This is a genomic window from Klebsiella sp. P1927, from assembly GCF_018204675.1.
Taxonomy (GTDB): domain Bacteria; phylum Pseudomonadota; class Gammaproteobacteria; order Enterobacterales; family Enterobacteriaceae; genus Klebsiella; species Klebsiella pneumoniae.
The window spans coordinates 4043666-4063411 of the sequence record NZ_CP073377.1; the positions used below are offsets into that span (position 1 = coordinate 4043666).

The following is a 19746-nucleotide window of genomic DNA, read 5'->3' on the forward strand; positions in this document are numbered from 1 at the left end:
TAAAAAAGATGACAGGAAAATGAACCGGACGCCGCAGCGCCCGGCTCGCCATCAGCCGGCGCGGACCTTCGCGGTGCGGAACACCAGCACGATCCCGCCGACGATCGCCATCATACCGATCATCGCCGCCGCCGGCAGCCGGTTGCCCAGCAGCAGATAATCCAGCAGCGCCGTGATCGCTGGTACCAGATAAAAGAGGCTGGTGACATTGACGATATTTCCCGCGCTCAGCAGACGGTACAGCAGTAGCTGGGCGACCACCGAAATCAGCAGTCCGAGAAACAGCACCGGAATAATCAACCCGGCGTTAACGGTAAACTGGTAGCCGCTGACCGGGGCAATCAGCAGGCACAGCCCCAGACTAACGGCATACTGCAGCGGCAGGACATCCGCCGGCGCCTGACGGCTGCGCTTTTGCCACAGCGCGCCAAAGGTCATCAGCAGCAGCGCCGCCAGCGCAAACAGGATCCCCACCGTCGCCATCGGTGAGGCCGCCAGGCTGCGCCACACCAGCAGCACCAGCCCCGCCAGGGCAAGCAGCAGCCCTGACAGCCGCCGCCCCTGCAGGCGGCGCTCCACCACGCAAAGCGTAAGGATGGGCTGGATCCCCATGATGGTGGCGATAAGTCCCGGCGTCACGCCGTTGGCCATCGCCTCGAAGTAACAGACCGAATAGCCGCCAATCAGCATCAGACCGGTGGCAGCTGTCTGCAGGCGGGTGCCCGGCGCGGGCAGCCAGCGCCGACGGACGATAGCCAGCGGCGCCAGCGCGACCAGGGCAACCAGAAAACGAAAGACCAGCAGCGCCATCGGCGAGGCGTTATCCAGTCCCCAGCGGGTGAAGATGGCCGCGCTGCCCCACAGCAGCACAAAAAGGGCCGTTGTCGCCTGCGAGGCGAGCAGAGAATAGCGAACGTGCATAGCATGCTCCAGAACGTCAAACACAAGGTAACAAGCGTCATACCGGCAGGTAAGCGCCTGCTAAAGACGGCGTTAAGCGCCGAAAACTACCCGGTCTGGAGGGGGAGGCGGTGGGCAGAGCGTGGCGAAGCGATGATGAGGCGCAGACGTCATCCACCCCGCGTCGAAAGCGGCGCCGGGCAAAGTCTCACCAGAGATGGCGTAATGCGTCATGGAATGCCTCGTGAAATGTTCCTGTCAGCATCCTGGCACAGACCGTTGCGGAGTGACAACTGCCCTTTATGGCTGATCCAGCCCGAGGTTGTTTATTTTTAATCGTAAATAAACGTAAAGGCGGCCTCGGCTTATTCAGCCGTGGTTTTTAATCGGCTATAAAACAAAGCAGTCTGCTTGCTACTTCGAAAATAACGATATGAAGCCAAAACTGACGCATGCTCTCTTTTTAATTCCTTTTTTGTTGTTGGCAGGATGCTCCTCCTCACCGAAACAGGCAAAGAACACAAAATCTCATGCGGATATGACCATTGATAGCGGGTCGGACGATCTGATCCCGGTGGTGGCGGCCCTGCATGATCAGATGCACACCTGGCAGGGAACCCCCTATGAATGGGGCGGTACTGAACAAAGCGGCGTCGACTGCTCGGGTTTCGTCTGGCGCACGCTGAAGGATCGCTTTAACCTGCCGATGGAGCGGATCACCACCCGCGAGCTGCTGCACATGGGCGTGCGGGTCAATAAGCGGGATTTACGTCCCGGCGATCTGGTGTTCTTCCGCACCCGGGCCGGGATGCACGTTGGCTTTTACGATACCGATCATAATTTCCTTCACGCCTCGAGCAGCCAGGGCGTGATGCGCTCTTCGCTGGACAACCCTTACTGGGAATCGGCGTTCTATCAGGCGCGTCGTCTGCCGAAGGAGTATAACGCGCAGATCACCATGAACAGCGACACCCTGCATCTGGCGAAGAATCGCCGCTAAAAAAAAGCCGCAGCCAGGGCTGCGGCGGGTGGTTCTGCGGTTAATCAGAACTGGTAGGTCATACCCAGCGCGACGATGTCGTCATCGTTGATGCCGAGTTTGTTATCGCTTTTCAGCTGGTTGATTTTGTAATCCACGAAGGCGTTCATGTTTTTGTTGAAGTAGTAGGTCAGGCCCACGTCGATGTAGTTAACCAGATCTTCACTCCCCACCCCTTCGATATCCTTCCCTTTCGACAGCACATAGCCGAGGGACGGACGCAGACCGAAGTCGAACTGATACTGCGCCACCGCTTCAAAGTTCTGCGCTTTGTTGGCAAAGCCGCCGCTGATCGGGGTCATCTTGCGGGTTTCAGAGTACATGGTCGCCAGGTAGATATTGTTGGCGTCATATTTCAGGCCGGTCGCCCAGGCTTCCGCTTTCGAACCCTGGCCGCGGGCCAGCAGGTTCTGATCGTTGGTACGGTCGGAGCTGGTGTAGGCTGCGCTGACGGCGAAGTCGCTGCCGCCGAAATCATAGCTTAACGAGGTGCCGACGCCGTCGCCGTTCTGTTTCTTCGCTTCACGGCCTTCGTTTTTACCCTGGTACTGCAGGGTCAGATCCAGGCCATCCACCAGACCGAAGAAGTCGGTGTTGCGGTAGGTCGCCAGGCCGCTGGCGCGCTTGGTCATAAAGTTATCGGTCTGGGCAGAGGAATCGCCGCCGAATTCCGGGAACATATCGGTCCAGGCTTCCACGTCGTACAGGGCGCCAAGGTTACGACCGTAATCGAAGGAGCCGTAGTTCTTCAGCTTCACGCCGGCGAACGCCAGACGGGTTTTCTGGCTGGAGTCGCTCTCGGTTTTGTTACCGGAGAATTCAGATTCCCAACGGCCATAGCCGGTCAGGTCGTCGTTAATCTGCGTTTCGCCTTTAATACCGAAACGCACGTAGGTCTGATCGCCATCCTTGCTGTCATAGTCGCTGAAATAGTGCATGGCTTTGATCTTGCCGTACACATCCAGCTTGTTCGCGTTCTTATTATAAACTTCCGCTGCCTGCGTCGCTGTTGAAGCCACAAAGCCCATCATCATTAATGCCAGAGTACTCTTTTTCATTATTCAGTCCTGGTGATTTATTTATACGCGCTATTCAATTGCGGGCGCTCGCCCATCAAAAACTGGAGGTTTTTTAACGCCGGGATATTAAATATTTATGACAAGATGGAACTTTTTATAAAAAAGGGTATTTAAATGTATCTGACATATTTTTGTCACATTCCCTCTCCAGAATGCCCGATCCCGCGCAATAAAATGGCGCGCCCGCCGCCCCGGGTGTTGGCAAGCGGGCCGACTCCTGCTACAACATCAGCTCGATATCGATATTCCTTTTGAACGGCAGAGAATCATGAGTGAAAGCCAGACGCTGGTGGTAAAACTGGGCACCAGTGTTTTAACAGGCGGGTCCCGTCGCCTGAACCGCGCCCATATCGTCGAGCTTGTGCGCCAGTGCGCACAGTTGCACGCCATGGGACACCGTATTGTCATCGTGACCTCCGGGGCCATTGCCGCCGGGCGCGAGCACCTTGGTTACCCGGAACTGCCCGCCACCATCGCCTCCAAGCAGCTGCTGGCGGCGGTGGGACAAAGCCGTCTGATCCAGCTGTGGGAACAGCTGTTTTCTATCTATGGCATTCACGTTGGCCAGATGCTGCTGACCCGCGCCGACATGGAAGACAGAGAACGGTTCCTCAACGCCCGCGACACTCTGCGTGCGCTGCTGGATAACAGCATCGTCCCGGTCATTAACGAAAACGACGCCGTCGCTACCGCGGAAATCAAAGTGGGCGATAACGACAATCTCTCCGCGCTGGCCGCGATCCTCGCCGGGGCGGATAAGCTGCTGCTGTTAACCGACCAGCCAGGCCTGTTCACCGCCGACCCGCGCAGCAACCCGCAGGCGGAGCTGATTAAAGACGTTTACGGCATCGACGACGCGCTGCGCGCCATCGCCGGCGATAGCGTCTCCGGACTTGGCACCGGCGGCATGGGCACCAAGCTGCAGGCCGCGGACGTCGCCTGCCGGGCGGGGATTGATACCATCATCGCCGCCGGGAACCGTCCGGACGTCATCGGCCATGCGATGGCAGGCCTGCCGGTAGGTACCTGCTTCCACGCCCAGGAGTCTCCGCTGGAGAACCGTAAGCGCTGGATCTTCGGCGCGCCGCCGGCGGGGGAAATCACCGTCGATGCGGGCGCGACCCAGGCGATCCTCGAAAGAGGCAGCTCGCTATTGCCAAAAGGCATCAAAATCGTCAGCGGCAACTTCTCCCGCGGCGAAGTGATCCGCATCCGCAATAGCGAAGGACGCGACATCGCTCACGGCGTCAGCCGCTACAACAGCGATGCGCTGCGCCTTATCGCCGGCCAGCACTCGCAGCAAATCGATGCCATTCTGGGCTATGAATACGGCCCGGTGGCCGTCCACCGCGATGATATGATCATCCGTTAAGGAGCTGAAAATGCTGGAACAAATGGGCATTGCCGCCAAAGCGGCCTCCTGGCAGCTGGCGTTACTCTCCAGCCGGGAAAAGAATCAGGTACTGGAAAAGATCGCCGATTATCTGGAAGCGCAGACCGACGATATTCTGCGCGCCAACGCGGAAGATTTAGCCGAAGCTCGCGCCAATGGCCTGAGTGAAGCGATGCTCGATCGCCTCGCGCTGACCCCGGCGCGTCTGAGCGGCATCGCCAGCGATGTGCGCCAGGTGTGCAATCTGGCCGATCCGGTCGGCCAGGTGATCGACGGCGGGCTGCTGGACAGCGGTCTGCGTATTGAACGTCGCCGCGTCCCGCTGGGGGTGATTGGCGTGATTTATGAAGCGCGTCCTAACGTGACGGTCGACGTCGCCTCCCTGTGTCTGAAAACCGGCAACGCGGCGATCCTGCGCGGCGGGAAAGAGACCTGGCGCACCAACGCCGCCACGGTGAAGGTGATCCAGCAGGCGCTGCAGGAGTGCGGTCTGCCGGCCGCCGCGGTACAGGCTATCGAGAGCCCGGATCGCGCGCTGGTGGGCGAAATGCTGAAGATGGATAAATACATCGATATGCTGATCCCTCGCGGCGGCGCGGGCCTGCACAAGCTATGCCGTGAGCAGTCAACGATCCCGGTGATCACCGGTGGGATTGGCGTGTGCCATATTTTCGTTGATGAAACCGCCGAGATCCCCCCCGCGCTGAAGATCATCGTCAACGCCAAGACCCAGCGGCCGAGCACCTGCAATACCGTGGAAACGCTGCTGGTGCACCGCAACATCGCCGACACCTTCCTGCCGGCGTTAAGCAAGCAGATGGCCGAGAGCGGCGTCACCCTGCACGCCGCCCCTTCCGCCCTCCCCGCGCTGCAAAACGGCCCTGCGAAGGTCGAGCCGGTGAAAGCGGAGCAGTATGACGACGAGTATCTGTCGCTGGATCTGAACGTCAAAGTGGTGACTGATATGGATGAGGCTATCGCCCATATCCGCGAACATGGCACCCAGCACTCCGACGCCATCCTGACCCGCACCCTGCGTAACGCCAACCGCTTTATCAATGAAGTGGACTCTTCCGCGGTATATGTGAACGCCTCCACGCGCTTCACCGACGGCGGCCAGTTCGGCCTCGGCGCGGAAGTGGCGGTCAGCACCCAGAAGCTGCACGCCCGCGGCCCGATGGGGCTGGAAGCGTTAACCACCTATAAGTGGATTGGTTTCGGCGACGATACCATTCGTGCGTAAATGAGAACGGGCGATGCAAAAATAGGCAGTTGATTCCACTGGCTATTGACGCATCGCCCGCTAAGTTCTAACCTTTTGCCTCGTGATTCACGCTCGTGAACACCTCTTGCAGGGCCGATATAGCTCAGTTGGTAGAGCAGCGCATTCGTAATGCGAAGGTCGTAGGTTCGACTCCTATTATCGGCACCATTTCAACTTCCCCAGACGTCCGCATTCATCCATAAACACCCTGATTTATAACGATTTTAACGTTTTTTAGTCCATCATCGTCCGTAACCATCCAGTAGAATCCGATACAGAATGTGTATAGGATTGTGTATATGTTCCTGTTCGGTCCTGGATTCCTATACACATGCCTTTAAACGATATGCAGATTCGCCGCGCTAAGCCTGAAGCTAAAGCCTATACACTTGGAGATGGGCAAGGCTTGTCATTACTTATAGAGCCTAATGGAAGCAAGAGCTGGCGGTTCCGCTATCGCTATGCCGGTAAGCCCAAAATGATCTCGCTTGGTGTGTATCCGACGATCACCCTTGCCGATGCTCGTTCTCGTCGCGACGATGCCCGAAAGCTGGTCGCGGAAGGAAAGAACCCGAGTGAAGTTCGAAAAGAGCAGAAGATCGCATTGCAAACGGAATCCGAAAGTGCGTTTGAAAAGATAGCTACAGAGTGGCATCAGATGAAGTCCGCAAAATGGTCGGCAGGATATGCGTCAGATATCATGGAAGCGTTTCAGAACGACATTTTCCCGTATGTAGGGACAAGACCCATCGGTGAAATAAAACCGCTAGAACTGCTTAATGTGCTGCGTAAAATTGAAAAACGCGGGGCCTTAGAGAAGATGCGCAAAGTGCGACAGCGTTGTTCAGAAGTGTTTCGTTATGCCATAGCTACTGGGAGAGCTGAGTTTAATCCTGCTGCAGATCTCTCGAGCGCCCTCGAAGTACATCAATCCAATCATTTCCCGTTCCTAAAAGCTGATGAGCTACCAGATTTTCTACGTGCCTTAGACAGTTACACAGGGAGTCGGCTTGTCCAGATTGCTACGAAATTACTCATGATTACGGGTGTGAGAACCATAGAATTACGTGCTGCATTGTGGTCAGAATTTGATCTAGATAACGCTATCTGGGAAATTTCTGCTGAAAGGATGAAAATGCGCAGGTCACATCTTGTGCCATTGTCGACTCAAGCGTTAGATTTACTTAATGAACTCAAAATGATGACGGGTAACTATCGTTATGTTTTTCCGGGGCGGAACGATCCGAACAAGCCGATGAGTGAGGCGAGTATAAATCAGGTTATCAAGCGTATTGGCTATGGCGGGAGGCTCACTGGACATGGGTTTAGGCACACTATGTCAACAATATTACACGAGAAAGGATTCGACAGTGCATGGATAGAGATTCAACTGGCACATGTAGACAAAAATAGCATTCGTGGTACATACAATCACGCACAGTATCTAGAGAAAAGAAGCTCGATGATACAATGGTATAATGACTATATTTACTCAATTAAGGATTCCACATGGCAAAAGTGATAAGCATGATTAACTGGAAAGGTGGTGTAGGAAAATCCACATTATCTTTACATCTTGGGGTTGGGCTGATGCTCGGTTCCGACGAGCATCCAAAAGTATTACTCATTGATTTAGATCCTCAATCAAATCTATCATATTTAGCATTGGGGGTGGAAAAATATGTCAGACATGTTTACACCAAAAAAAAGCCCACACTAAAAAATATTTTTGATGATTATTTCGATGGAAAGCAATTCCATACTCGCGACGCTATAATAAAACAACCGATAACTGCAAGCCCTGGTCAGGTCTGGATCAACGTTGATTTGCTACCTTCTCATCACGAACTAGTTCTTGTTGATATGATGTTGGCAAGAGAAAAGAAAAGTGCATCAACTCATCAAAAGGAAACAGAATTGGAACTCGATAAGATGGCAATAATAAAAAAAGCCATAGATCAGGTTGCAGAAGATTATGATTACATTATTCTAGATTGCCCACCAAATATTAATCTTGTCACACAAAATGCTTTCTTTGCAAGTGAACTGTACCTTATCCCTGCAATTCCAGACTTTCTTTCCACGGTTGGTATTTCCCTAATAAAATCTGAAATGGATAAGCTCAATAAAAACTTTAGAGGGATGATTCAATATTCTAACTCATCTATTGAATTTAATGACACCGAAATGCTTGGGATTATATTTAATATGGTAGACGAATATAATAAAAAGCCCAAAGAAACTCATGAGGACACAATCAATGATGTTAAAAAACAGCATCCAAACATGGTGTTCAATAACTACATCACAGCCGGGGACGGTATATCCGTTGCGTCCGAAAACAATTTAACAGTATTTAGCCACTCTTCTTTACCTCGTTCCAAACCTAATGCAGAAAAACAGAGTGAATATCTAACTCAAGTAGTTAGCGAACTTTATGAAAAGTTGGAGAATATATAATGAAAACTCATGAGTTAATTTCTTTGATTGAATATATCTCCAAGATAATGGCGCATTACCCAAACAAAAGCGTGGAATATGCACTTGATGACATACTGAATTTACTTGATGCTCGTAAAAAAAAACCAACCCCCATCGTTAAAGAAAAACAAAGTTCACAAATACTAAAAAAAGAAGACTACCTCAAGTCCTCCAAGGATATGTATTCACTTCGACACATACATAACAAAAGTTCAAAGTCAGACAGTGAGCCAAATGAAACATTAAATGATCTATCCATTGAACAATTAAAAAAACTAGCAAATGATATAGGCATCAAAACATCATCAAGACAAAATAAAGGAATACTAGTAATGAATATCACTAAAACTCTGGAAAGAAGACGAATAGACTCCACCATTAAAGACAAAGACAAAGAGGATTAATAAATTCACTTTATGATAACGTGCGCTCTAGGAGAGCTAAGGGCGCAAAAATTCTTCAAATCTAATACATAAAGAATTAACCAATTTTTTCTTGCCTTATTTTAATCATCATCTTGATACAAAGTGTTCGGCACATCAGCCTGCTTCGTAGCCTGAGCTCTTAAAAGCACATAGACGTTTAAACATCCCCACCAAGAACCAGATGAGCAAGGAGATGAGCGGTCAGTGCAGAATGATCTCTACCTCAGAAACCCGACATGCCCCCGAACAGCGCCGCACCACCCACCGACACTCCCGTGAACCCGCGCAGCGCAGCGACGCGCTCAGGCCGCGAAATTAAATATCATTAAATAAATACTTTACCGCTGGCGCGCAGTGCTTTCCCCGCCTCGCCTGCCCGCTTCAGGGGTCGGTTTTCATGCAGGTGCATCGGGGGGCTCAGGCCGCGCCGGGACAGGGGCCGGACAGGAATAACAGGGCGAGGAAACGCATGCAAGACCATGCACCCTGTGGATGCATGGCTTAATTCGGGAAAAATAGCGGTATTTTCGGGGATTTTTTGCGGAGCTACTTACTGGCCAGTTCCGTGCGCCGGCGGGCATAAATCAGGCTCTGTGCGGGGGTGTATTTTTCCTGATTATCCACCCGCGAAGCCGCGTCAGGCCTGAATCCGATGGCCGTTAAAATATCGCTGTCTTCTGCCGCATAATTAATTTCTTCACCGGTACTCAGCCACACTGACAGCGCTTCGCGCAGGTAATGCGCCGAACGGTCGAGCGCATGGCCGGTCAGGAGTGCGGGCTGCTGACTGAGTCCCATCAGCTCCGGGGCGAGCGTGGCGGCCAGCTCTGTCCCGTGCGCCTGCATAAAGTCATTCAGCCGGTTGCGGATACTGATGCGTTGCACCGCTTCATGGGAGCGGATATAGCGCCCGGCGGCCTGATTTATCTCCCATTTTTTGACATCGATAATGTCGCGCAGTTCCTGCATAATTGCCGGGATACGGTCATCCCCGGCCAGCACCTGTTCCTGATATTCCTGCTCTGCGGCCGCCAGTTCGGCTTTACGGTTCAGCCAGGCGGTTTCGTTCTTCTGACAGGCTTCAAAGGCCTGCTGTAGCGTGAGGGTGGTCATGGTCAGTTCTCCCCTGATTAATGACGGTATGGCGAGCTGTAGCAGCCCTGCACGTTACGGGGTGCCGGGGGTGTGACCGGCTCCGCGACAGGCGGCGCTTTCTCCGCCGGGGGCCGGATAACCTCGTCGATGGCTTCAGTGGTGCGGAACGTCGCCGAGCACTCAATATTGGTGCACTGGTGATAGCGCTGTTTGACGTTCTCCGACAGATAGCGGGAGGTGCGGGCATGCGCCGACTTTTTGCAGAACGGACAGTGCATCATGGCAGCAGCCCCCGCGCTTTCAGGTCAGCCTCGCGCTGACGGATTTTCTCCTGCCAGACCTTACGCTCGCCGGGCGTGCTGGCGGCGTCGTGGTCCATATGCGCAAGCGCGACGGCCGGGAAGCCGGTCAGGGAGAGCACCGGCTCATCGGCTGGCGTGACGGAGAAGGCGCTCACTTTCCCGGTCAGGAAGGTCACCACCTGATGCATGACCTCTTTCTCCGGCTCGGTGTACCCCTGATGGCCGGTGGTGTTGGCGAGCGGGTTTGCCATCACCTCCGCTTTCAGCACCATCGCCCGGACCAGTGGCCCGAGGGTGTCATTCAGCGCGCGGTTAAGCTCTTCCTCAGCGTATTTACTCAGCACAGCATGATGCGCCTGGCGGAATGCCCGCGCGGTGCTGTTGCAGGTGGCTTTCAGCTGGTCACGTTCAAAGGCCAGCACTTCGGTCAGGTTGTGGCATTCCTGCGCCAGCTCCCGGCGGGCCACGCGTTCGATATGGCCGCTTTTCAGCTCATCCGTCAGCATGGCGCCCCCGGCACGGAAAGCAGCACGCCAGGTGCGGGTGTCGCTGCCGTTGTCCTGCTCCAGCTCCGCTTTCTGCTCCTCTGCGCGGGTGATGGCCGTCAGGGTGTCCTCCATCAGGCGGGCCTGTTCAAGATGGGCCGCTCTGGCTGCGGCCAGTCGCTCCAGCGCCGGTTTCAGGTAATCAGGGATAAAGGTGGTGTCGGTCATGGCAGGTTTCCTCGTGGTTTCAACATGAGGTGATTCTGCCGGGGCACACACAACAACACGACCTGTTGCGGTTGTGGCAGTTCTGGCACAATCAGGAAGTCAAAATCCGGCTTGCCAGAGAAAGGTCTCAGGAAAAGCATACTCACCGTTTGTTTTTTTACATATAACTGTTCACTACTGTTCACTTTAAATAAAAGAATAAGTAATACAGTAAGTTAAGTGGTGAACAGTTGAGGTCAGAAGTATTCACCGACTGTTCACTACTGTTCACCTTTCTGTTTTGACGGAGCCCTGCTCCTTTAGTCTTTTTTGCGATTAAAAAATAATAATATATAAATAAAAGTAATCAGGAATGGGCCACCAGTTTGCCAACGTTTACCAAAAGATGACCAACGTTTGCCACTGTCTAAAAATCGTTCTGTTGTGTGGTGGGCCACTACAAAATGACTTGTTGCCCTCAGAGAAAATATTCACAAAATAGAGAGCTACCCGAGGCCGGACGGACACGACCGGCACTGTATGGACTTTATGAGGTAGCCCGATGCACACCGCTTTTTCTTCCCCGTCTTCAGCCCCTGCCGCGCCGCTGATGCCGGTTTCTGATGCCGCTCAGGAGCGTTTTATTCGCCTGCCCGAAGTGATGCATCTGTGCGGCCTGTCCCGCTCCACGATTTACGACCTCATCAGCCGGGAGGCTTTCCCGAAACAAATCTCCCTCGGCGGAAAAAACGTGGCGTGGGCGCAGTCGGAAATCACCGGGTGGATGGCCGACCGTATCGCCGAACGCAACCGGGGCTATGACGCATGATGATGCCCGTTCCGCAAAAAGCCCCTTTTTCTGGCTTGCTTCCCTTCGCCGTTTCCAGGTATAGTTTTATCGCTGTCGCAAAATCGACAGCCGGGCGTAGGAACCCGTGTAATTCACAGGCGACACCAGACGCGCCATGCGTCTTTTTTTACGTCGTAGCTCAGGCACACCCATTTTTCGGGCTGTGGTGTTTATGCGCACACCGTAGCTCCGGCAAGATAATGGTGGTCCGGGCGGGGCAGCTTTCGGGCTGGCCGGTATTCTGTGGAGCCGGTATTCCTACCCCCGTCCGGGTCACCACCCATGAGCGTAGGAACTCCGGTGGTGGCAATAACCGCTATTCACAGGAGGTTGCCCCTATGGCTACGACCCTCACCCCGTCACATCCGCAGTTTGTCTTTGTGTTTGCCGCTGTTCGTCGCGCAGACCGTCAGCCCCGCATCTGTATGCTCCGCGCCGTCGCCGGGGATGAACACGCTGCACGCCAGTCCCTCGTTCGCGATTACGTCCTCTCGTTTGCCGGGCGTCTGCCGGTGGCGGAGGTGCGTGCATGAGACACTCCACGATTACTGCCCGTGACCTCGAATGCCTTGAACATATGCGCAATGTCGGCCAGCTCGTCAGCGAGCTGATGCAGGTGCAGGACTGTACTTCCCTGCGTCGTGACCCGACTCAGCAGTTGCAGCTCACCTCCGTGATTTACCTCATGACCGCCCAGCTCGACGGCGTGGTCGAACGCTGTAATCACCGCTGGTTCACCGGGGAGGGCAACGTATGAAAACGCCATTACCGCCCGTATTACGTGCCGCCCTGTATCGCCGCGCCGTGGCCTGTGCCTGGCTGACCCTGTGCGAACGTCAGCACCGCTATCCTCACCTCACCCTCGACGCGCTGGAAAGCGCCATCGCCGCCGAGCTGGAGGGCTTCTACCTGCGCCAGCACGGCGAGGAAAAAGGCCGCCTGATTGCCTGTGCGCTGCTGGAAGATTTGATGCAGGCCGGGCCGCTGAAAGCCGCCCCGTCGCTGTCCTTCCTCGGGCTCGCCGTGATGGATGAGCTCTGCGCCCGCCATCTGACATCGCCTGTACTGCACTGAGGGAGAAAACCATGAAAATGAACGTAACGGACACCGTAAAACAGGCGTGCGGTCACTGGCCGCGCATTCTCCCTGCGCTGGGAATGAAAGTGATAAAAAACCGCCATCAGGCCTGCCCGGTGTGCGGCGGCGCTGACCGTTTCCGCTTTGACGATAAAGAGGGGCGTGGCACATGGTTCTGTAACCAGTGTGGCGCCGGTGACGGCCTGAAACTGGTTGAGAAGGTGTTCGGCATATCGGCATCCGAGGCCGCCGGGAAGGTGAACGCCGTCACCGGCCATCTGCCGCCGGTGGCCCCGGAGGTGATGGCGGCCGCAGACGCCGGAACGGAGGCCGAGCGCAAAGCAGCGGCCGCGCTGGCCGTCAGACTGCTGGAGAAAACGCGCCCGGCCACCGGCAACGCCTACCTGACCCGCAAGGGCTTTGCCGGTCGTGAGTGTCTGACGCTGACCACGTCGCACAAAACCGGCGGCGTGGCCTACCGCGCCGGTGATGTGGCGGTACCGTTGTATGACGAGTCCGGCACGCTGGTTAACCTCCAGCTTATTAATGCTGAGGGGCTCAAGCGCACCCTGAAGGGCGGGCAGGTCAAGGGAGCATGCCATCTCATCGACGGGCAGAAACAGGCCGGGAAACGCCTGTGGATAGCGGAGGGCTATGCGACTGCCCTTACCGTGCATCACCTGACCGGGGAAACCGTCATGGTGGCGCTGTCGTCCGTGAACCTTCTTTCTCTGGCGAGCCTGGCCCGTCAGAAACACCCGGCCTGTCAGATTATCCTCGCCGCTGACCGTGACCTTAACGGCGACGGCCAGACAAAAGCCGCCGCGGCCGCAGCAGCCTGTGAGGGCGTTGTCGCCCTGCCGCCGGTGTTCGGTGACTGGAATGATGCGGTGATGCTCAGAGGCGAAGACACCACGCGGAAGGCCATTTATGCCGCCATCCGGCCAGCGGCCCAAAGCCCGTTCGACACCATGAGCGAGGCGGAATTTACCGCCATGAGCGCCAGTGATAAGGCAATGCGGGTGCATGAACATTACGGCGAAGCGCTGGCCGTGGATGCCAACGGCCAGCTCCTGTCCCGGTATGAAAACGGCATCTGGAAGGTGATAACGCCGTCTGATTTTGCCCGCGATGTGGCCGGGCTGTTTCAGCGCCTGCGCGCCCCGTTTTCATCGGGGAGGATTGCGTCAGTGGTGGAGACCCTGAAACTGATTATTCCGCAGCAGGAGGCACCGGCACGCCGTCTGATTGGTTTTCGCAACGGGGTGCTCGATACCCGCTCAGGTATATTCAGCCCGCACAGCAAATCGCACTGGCTGCGCACCCTGTGCGACGTGGATTTCACCCCGCCAGTGGAAGGGGAAACACTGAAAACCCACGCGCCGAACTTCTGGCGCTGGCTCGACCGGGCGGCCAGTGGCAACCCGACAAAACGCGACGTGATTCTGGCCGCGCTGTTTATGGTGCTGGCGAACCGCTACGACTGGCAGCTCTTTCTCGAAGTCACCGGCCCCGGCGGCAGCGGGAAAAGTATCCTCGCCGAAATCGCCACGATGCTGGCCGGAGAGGATAACGCCACGTCAGCCGATATCGACACGCTGGAAGACCCCCGCAAGCGTGCCTCCCTGATTGGCTTCTCGCTCATTCGTCTGCCTGACCAGGAGAAATGGAGCGGGGACGGTGCCGGACTCAAGGCCATCACCGGCGGCGATGCGGTGTCGGTCGACCCGAAATACCAGAATCCCTACTCGACGCATATTCCGGCGGTCATTCTGGCCGTGAACAATAACCCGATGCGCTTCACCGACCGCAGCGGCGGCGTGTCACGTCGCCGGGTGATTATCCACTTCCCGGAGCAGATAGCCCCGGAGGAGCGCGACCCGCAGCTCAGGGATAAAATCGCCCGCGAGCTGGCCGTGATTGTGCGCCAGTTAATGCAGCAGTTCAGCGACCCGATGAGTGCCCGTTCACTGCTTCAGTCGCAGCAGAACTCCGACGAGGCGCTCAGTATTAAACGCGATGCTGACCCGACGTTTGATTTTTGCGGCTATCTGGAGGCACTGCCGGAGCCGGACGGGATGTATATGGGGAACGCGAACATCATCCCGCGCCAGCCGCGCCTGTATCTGTATCACGCCTATCTGGTCTACATGGAGGCCCACGGCTACAGGAACGCACTCAGCCTGACCATGTTCGGCAAGGGGCTCTCAGCCATGCTGAAAGAGTACGGACTGAATTATGAGAAGCGCCGCACAAATCAGGGTATGCAGACCAATCTCGCTCTCAGGGAGGAAAGCAACGCCGACTGGCTGCCGAAGTGTGATGAACCCACCGCTTCATAACCTACCCGGACCGGCATTGCCGGTCTTTTTTTACCTGCTCACCGGCCAGAGTGAACAGTAAAGTGTTCACTGTTCACCAAGTATTCACTCGCTAACGTCATGAAAATAAATAATAAAAACACCAAGTGAACAGTGTGAACAGTTTTCCCAGAAAAAACTGTTTACCCTTAAACGTTATCAGACCTCTCAGTGCCAGAAGCGGGAGTTTAGCCCCAGGTATTCGCGAACTCCGTAGCGTATTTGTCCGATGAATTCAATTATACTGGTGCGAGTTTAAGGCCTCTTTATACGCTTTATTCCAAGTCTCATTTGGCTGAAGGGACATTAACTGTGTTACATTTATAGCGATTTCAAATAATCCAGCTTTTCATATGACAACAACGATATACCGTGAATACGAATTTGCTGCATGTGATGGGAAATGGTCTTCTGATGGGCGTCCGCGAAGGGATGTTCTTGAAAAGAAGGCAATCCACATCGACTTCATGGGGCGCAAGGCCATCTCTTTTATGTGTGGAGATCATCCTATGATAGCTCTTATGCAAGCACTTCAGTTGAAAGTGATAACCGGCGATCAATACGCCAGCCTGATGAGTTTGTACATGGATGTGGATGATTTTTCCTTCGGCATGGTCGTCCTTGAAAAAAGCACAGGTGATATCATGTACGATATGTACACACCCCCGATGGTTCAAGTAAGACACAAGCCGGTCGTCTATGATTTAGGTTCGTCTGGAGGGGGATTTGCTGCTGAATGCATCTACTATACTGAAAAGAAACTCAGGAAAAAGAGACGTCACAAAGGGTTTTCAGCATCATCAGTTAGGTGTAAAGTCTCAAGTGCTGTACAATATGCATACAGGCGAGACCCGTTTTCTGGCGGAAAAGTGTATAGAGCAATCTGGAGTCGCAACGGAATCGAGTTCAATAACATCCCCTTGGTTAATGATTTTGCCAAGAATCGATACTGTTTAAACTTAAAAGAAACATTAAAGATAATTCACAACAGGTACTTAGAGATAATGAATATGAGACAGAATGCCCAGCTCAATCCGGCAGCCTCGCTCTCTAAAGCGGGACAGCCGCAGAAGAAACCAGATGATCAGACTCCAAAGGCAAATGGAGATAATGGTCAGCAGATGACTATGTCAAGGGTTATCAACTATGCCCGGCTTTTTTCTGACTAACCCTTTGGGGTATCCATGCTTCATGTAGGGTTTCATTTGATTTAAACCTGCTGCCCTATGCTCCATGTCCCATTTTTGCATACCTGATGCCTAAGATTTATCTAGGGCATCAGGTACTAGTACATCCTTATCCCAATGTGCAGGTTGGCTTACCCCCCTATCTTCCACTCCTCGCTCACAACAGACTATAACGCTTGTATCTATAGCCTGCAGAGGTGAACAGTAAAGTGTTCACTGTTCACCAACTATTCACCACATAACTATTTGAATATTAAATATAAAAGTGCCTGGTGAACAGTGTGAACAGTTTTCCCCAAAAAAAGTTTTTTTCTGTTATTTAATTCGTATGAAAAATGAACGCGACCGCCAATGTGTATAGCCGTGTGTATAGCTCCATTTTTAGATTTTATTTTTATAAATAAAATCATATAGTTGACTTGATTTATTGGTTCCTATTATCGCACCACCTCAATCAAAACGTTACAGAAAACGCTTCTTTAAAAGCCTCTCTGGGTTTACACCAGGGTTGCTTTCCCCGGAGACCGATGCACTTAAATTCCATGCTCTTATCGCTGAGCCAAGGCATCAAAACTACCATCACGGTCAGTGATAAAAGCTCCCGCGGGCTCAGAAGTATCTCGATTATCCATGGCTCATAGCACCTTAACGTAAGCGGCAATGAGCAATGCCATCTTAATAATATTTTATATCCAGCCCTCCCTCTTCAAACCGTTAATCCAGTAATTTCATCTCCAGCGCCCTGCTCATCGCTTGAGTGCGACTATTCACTTTAAGCTTCGCGTAGATGTTTTTGATATGCCATTTGACCGTCTCGGCAGAAATAGCGAGGGAGCGAGCGATTTCTTTGTTCATCTGACCTTCAGCAATTAGCTGTAATATCTGAAACTCACGCTCGCTGAGCTCGCCAGGAATATCGGGGCTTCCACTATTAAACGGTGTTCCGTCTGCAGGCGCGCGCTTGTCGGCCCAGGGTTCATGCACTCCCCCTTTCTCTTTGCAAGCCGAAGAGGTTTCATTCATACCGGCAAGCAAAGGTTGCAAGGTATCGCCAGCGTCAAGAAAGAGGCCCGTGAGATGCTGTTGTTCAGCCAGCTGCACGACTGGCTGAAATGTCGTGCGCGCAGCGGCCGTTTTGCCACTGTTCCACAAGGCCAATGACCAGAGCGTACGCAGACGCGCTGCGGTTAACCTGTCCCCCCGGCTTTCCTGATCGGAGACCATCTCAGCCAGTAAAACGCAGGCTTGCGGTGCCTGGCCTCTGGCGAGAAGAAGCCGGCTGCGGCTAAGGGATGCAGACATAACGATGGCGCGTTGGCAGGGATGTTCGGCATCCATTCTGAAGCTGGCGGCCATTTGTTCAAGCTGTCGCTGCAGTTGCTCTGCGCCGGTGACATTGCCGCGCTGCAGTCGCACCCTCACCTGCTCGGCTAACAACATGGCCTGGAGCCGTTGCCAGCCGCGAGACACCGCAAGACGCTGCGCATGCTCCAGCAATCGCTCGGCCTCATAGGGCATATCGTTATCTAAGGCCTGACGCGCGAGATAGGTATAGCAACGACTCAGCGCGTCGGGTGGACTGAATCGGTCGATGAATTCGAGCCGGTCGGCTGGCAGATGCTCGGGCGAGTCACCCCTCTGACATTCATAGGCTATCTCCGCCAGCAGCGGCGCCAGCGTCGCGCCACTGGTCGACTGGGTACCGGTATAACATTCAGCCTGGCGCAACGTTTTCTCTGCATACCACCCGGCTTTTCCCAGATCGCCCTGACAAAGATGGCACTGGGCAATAATAAACGCGCGATAAACCGAAACAAACAGATTATCTAAAGGACTTTCCGGAGAGGGCATATGCTGTTGAACCTCCAGCGCGTCGTGATAGCGCTGGTTAACAACATGGCAATAGCTGAGAATATTGCATATCAGACCATCAACCCAGGTGTCGCCGCAGGGCACTTCGGCCAGCAACGGCTGAACGATAGCCAGACTCTCCGGGATGTTTTCCGCAAAGGCTTCGCAAATTGCCCGCACAACGCGCAATTTACACCAGGTGCTGCGGGTTAAATCCTCACGATGATGAAGTACCATCTGATCGAGGTTATCAAGCAGCTGCCTCGACTCATCAAAGTGGAAATAATGCGCCAGTGCCCAGGCCAGATTAATTTGCAGGTCAATGCGCGAAGGATCGGTACTGGGCGGTAAATGATGCATCCATGAAATCAGGGTATCGATATCCCCTTCTTCCGCCAGTGACTGAGCGCTTGCGCCGTCCTGTACGGGGCTATGCACCGGCTTGCCTGCGCTGAGCGCATGGCGTACCGCTTCAGACCACAGCTTCTGTTCGACGAACCAATGACTGGCTAATTCATGTAGCTGTTTGCGATCAATATCGTTGTTCTGCTGCAGCATGGTCCGAAGATTTTCCTGCAACAGAGGATGGTAGCGGAACCAGTAGCCTTGTTCGTCAAGGGCTGACAAAAAAAGGTTGTGTCGCTCAATCCATGTCAGCATCGCTTTACTATCATCTCGTCCTGTCACTGCGTTGCATAATTCGGCATTTAACCGACTGAGGAAGGACGTTTTTACCAGGAAATCGAGAACCTCTTCCGGCAGCGGATCCAGTACCACCTCTTTCAGATAGCGGGCAATGGACCGTGTTCCTCCATGCATATTGCGCAACAGATGCTCGGGATCATGCTGTAATTCTGCGGACAATGAAGCGATCTTCATCCCTGCAATCCAGCCCTCTGTCACGGACTGTAGCCGCTGTGCATGGTGGTTGCTGAGGGGTAGCGCAACCGTGCGGCTAAAATAGTGTTTTGTTTCTTCGAGCGTGAATTGCAGGTCTCGATCATAGATCTCCACCAGTTGGTCCTGGGCCTGCAGCTGGCTCAGCGCAAGATTCGGGTGGAAACGGCTGCCAATGATCAGATGCAAGGCGGCAGGCGCATGCTTGATTAAATACCCCACGGCTTCATAGACCCCACGATCGTTAATCACGTGGAAGTCGTCGATGATCAGGTATACGTCATGCGGGCAGTAGTGTAGCTGGTTAATGAGCCCGGCCAGCAGTTGCTCGGAGCTGGAGAGCTTCTGTTCTTCCATGTCACGCCAGAAATCGGCGTCCCAGTCAGCATAGAGTGGACGCAATGCTTGCAGCAGATAAGGAATAAACTGCCATACGTCATCATCATCCTCATCGAGGCTCAGCCAGGCGATACGTTCCCCCTGGGCGACCATCTGCTGATGCCATTGCGCCAACAGCGTGGTTTTGCCAAATCCAGCGCCGGCGCAGACGACGCCCAGCCGGCACTGCTGAACGGGATTAAGAAGCTGAAGAAGCCGGGGGCGCTCCAGCAATTGTATTGAGGAGCGAGGCGGGACGAATTTGGTCAGGATTAGCGGCAAGCCTCGCGTCAGCCGCAATGGCCCGGAGACCAGTGAGGGTGATTGACGACCTTCTAAATCCAATGGCTTCATCCGTGGTGTCTACTCGCTTTGTTTTTTTCAATTGTACGCCAGCCCCCGGGATGACATGGGGCAGCCAAACTTTATTGCTACACAAAATTTAGAAAGTTTGACCTCAAGCATGAAAACCCCCA

18 protein-coding genes, 1 tRNA gene and 1 pseudogene are annotated in these 19746 nt (G+C 54.0%); 14 read left to right on the plus strand and 6 right to left on the minus strand.

Going from position 1 to position 19746, the window contains the following annotated elements:
• Positions 1-51: 51 nt before the first annotated feature.
• The gene (locus KB892_RS20375) at positions 52-921 is read right to left on the minus strand and encodes a DMT family transporter (protein ID WP_004152028.1); all 870 of its coding nucleotides are present in this window, start codon (positions 919-921) and stop codon (positions 52-54) included.
• 412 nt (positions 922-1333) lie between these two features.
• Here KB892_RS20375 and KB892_RS20380 point away from each other — a divergent pair, with 412 nt between their 5' ends.
• The gene (locus KB892_RS20380) at positions 1334-1900 is read left to right on the plus strand and encodes a C40 family peptidase (RefSeq protein WP_004191825.1); all 567 of its coding nucleotides are present in this window, start codon (positions 1334-1336) and stop codon (positions 1898-1900) included.
• A 44-nt stretch (positions 1901-1944) separates the two neighbouring features.
• Here the strand turns inward: KB892_RS20380 and phoE are convergent, their stop codons facing one another.
• The gene (gene phoE, locus KB892_RS20385) at positions 1945-2997 is read right to left on the minus strand and encodes a phosphoporin PhoE (RefSeq protein ID WP_004144576.1); all 1053 of its coding nucleotides are present in this window, start codon (positions 2995-2997) and stop codon (positions 1945-1947) included.
• A gap of 289 nt (positions 2998-3286) precedes the next feature.
• Between phoE and proB the strand changes: the two genes are divergently transcribed.
• From proB to KB892_RS20415, 6 genes are all read left to right on the plus strand, one after another.
• The gene (gene proB, locus KB892_RS20390) at positions 3287-4390 is read left to right on the plus strand and encodes a glutamate 5-kinase (protein WP_004144574.1); all 1104 of its coding nucleotides are present in this window, start codon (positions 3287-3289) and stop codon (positions 4388-4390) included.
• A 10-nt stretch (positions 4391-4400) separates the two neighbouring features.
• Positions 4401-5654 carry a glutamate-5-semialdehyde dehydrogenase gene (proA, locus tag KB892_RS20395; protein ID WP_002889940.1) on the plus strand — a complete coding sequence of 418 codons (1254 nt, stop codon included), beginning with the start codon at positions 4401-4403 and terminating at the stop codon, positions 5652-5654.
• A gap of 113 nt (positions 5655-5767) precedes the next feature.
• A tRNA-Thr gene (locus tag KB892_RS20400) sits at positions 5768-5843 on the plus strand.
• Between the two features lie 163 nt (positions 5844-6006).
• Entirely contained in the window at positions 6007-7197 is a 1191-nt protein-coding gene (locus KB892_RS20405) for a tyrosine-type recombinase/integrase (protein WP_002889938.1), read from the plus strand.
• The gene (locus KB892_RS20410; RefSeq protein WP_004152029.1) at positions 7185-8135 is read left to right on the plus strand and encodes a ParA family protein; all 951 of its coding nucleotides are present in this window, start codon (positions 7185-7187) and stop codon (positions 8133-8135) included. The genes KB892_RS20405 and KB892_RS20410 overlap by 13 nt, the downstream gene beginning before the upstream one ends.
• Entirely contained in the window at positions 8135-8560 is a 426-nt protein-coding gene (locus tag KB892_RS20415; protein WP_004152979.1) for a hypothetical protein, read from the plus strand. The genes KB892_RS20410 and KB892_RS20415 overlap by 1 nt, the downstream gene beginning before the upstream one ends.
• 567 nt (positions 8561-9127) lie before the next feature.
• Here the strand turns inward: KB892_RS20415 and KB892_RS20420 are convergent.
• The 3 genes from KB892_RS20420 to KB892_RS20430 are packed head-to-tail and all read right to left on the minus strand — an operon-like array spanning position 9128 to position 10691.
• Positions 9128-9694, minus strand: a complete 567-nt coding sequence (locus tag KB892_RS20420; protein WP_004152202.1) for a phage polarity suppression protein — start codon at positions 9692-9694, stop codon at positions 9128-9130.
• A 17-nt stretch (positions 9695-9711) separates the two neighbouring features.
• Positions 9712-9957, minus strand: coding sequence for an ogr/Delta-like zinc finger family protein (locus KB892_RS20425; RefSeq protein WP_004152203.1), 246 nt, complete (start codon positions 9955-9957; stop codon positions 9712-9714).
• Positions 9954-10691 carry a hypothetical protein gene (locus KB892_RS20430; protein ID WP_062956184.1) on the minus strand — a complete coding sequence of 246 codons (738 nt, stop codon included), beginning with the start codon at positions 10689-10691 and terminating at the stop codon, positions 9954-9956. The genes KB892_RS20425 and KB892_RS20430 overlap by 4 nt, the downstream gene beginning before the upstream one ends.
• 541 nt (positions 10692-11232) lie before the next feature.
• Here KB892_RS20430 and KB892_RS20435 point away from each other — a divergent pair.
• From KB892_RS20435 to KB892_RS20460, 7 genes and pseudogenes are all read left to right on the plus strand, one after another.
• On the plus strand, positions 11233-11499 hold the full coding sequence (locus tag KB892_RS20435; protein ID WP_002889915.1) for a helix-turn-helix transcriptional regulator: 267 nt from the start codon (positions 11233-11235) through the stop codon (positions 11497-11499).
• Positions 11500-11501: 2 nt separating this feature from the next.
• Positions 11502-11834 (plus strand): annotated as a pseudogene (locus KB892_RS31445) (ash family protein); the annotation flags it as partial.
• Positions 11835-11858: 24 nt separating this feature from the next.
• On the plus strand, positions 11859-12053 hold the full coding sequence (locus KB892_RS31450; RefSeq protein ID WP_002889913.1) for a host cell division inhibitor Icd-like protein: 195 nt from the start codon (positions 11859-11861) through the stop codon (positions 12051-12053).
• Positions 12050-12277, plus strand: a complete 228-nt coding sequence (locus KB892_RS20445; protein ID WP_002889911.1) for a hypothetical protein — start codon at positions 12050-12052, stop codon at positions 12275-12277. The genes KB892_RS31450 and KB892_RS20445 overlap by 4 nt, the downstream gene beginning before the upstream one ends.
• On the plus strand, positions 12274-12594 hold the full coding sequence (locus tag KB892_RS20450) for a DUF5375 domain-containing protein (RefSeq protein WP_002889897.1): 321 nt from the start codon (positions 12274-12276) through the stop codon (positions 12592-12594). Before KB892_RS20445 ends, KB892_RS20450 begins: the two co-directional genes overlap by 4 nt.
• 11 nt (positions 12595-12605) lie before the next feature.
• Entirely contained in the window at positions 12606-14939 is a 2334-nt protein-coding gene (locus KB892_RS20455; RefSeq protein ID WP_002889890.1) for a primase-helicase zinc-binding domain-containing protein, read from the plus strand.
• Between the two features lie 527 nt (positions 14940-15466).
• A complete protein-coding gene (locus KB892_RS20460) occupies positions 15467-16126 on the plus strand; it encodes a hypothetical protein (RefSeq protein ID WP_002889888.1) in 660 nt (219 codons plus the stop codon).
• 732 nt (positions 16127-16858) lie between these two features.
• Here the strand turns inward: KB892_RS20460 and KB892_RS20465 are convergent.
• Positions 16859-19624 carry a LuxR C-terminal-related transcriptional regulator gene (locus KB892_RS20465; protein ID WP_004171222.1) on the minus strand — a complete coding sequence of 922 codons (2766 nt, stop codon included), beginning with the start codon at positions 19622-19624 and terminating at the stop codon, positions 16859-16861.
• Between the last annotated feature and the right edge of the window lie 122 nt (positions 19625-19746).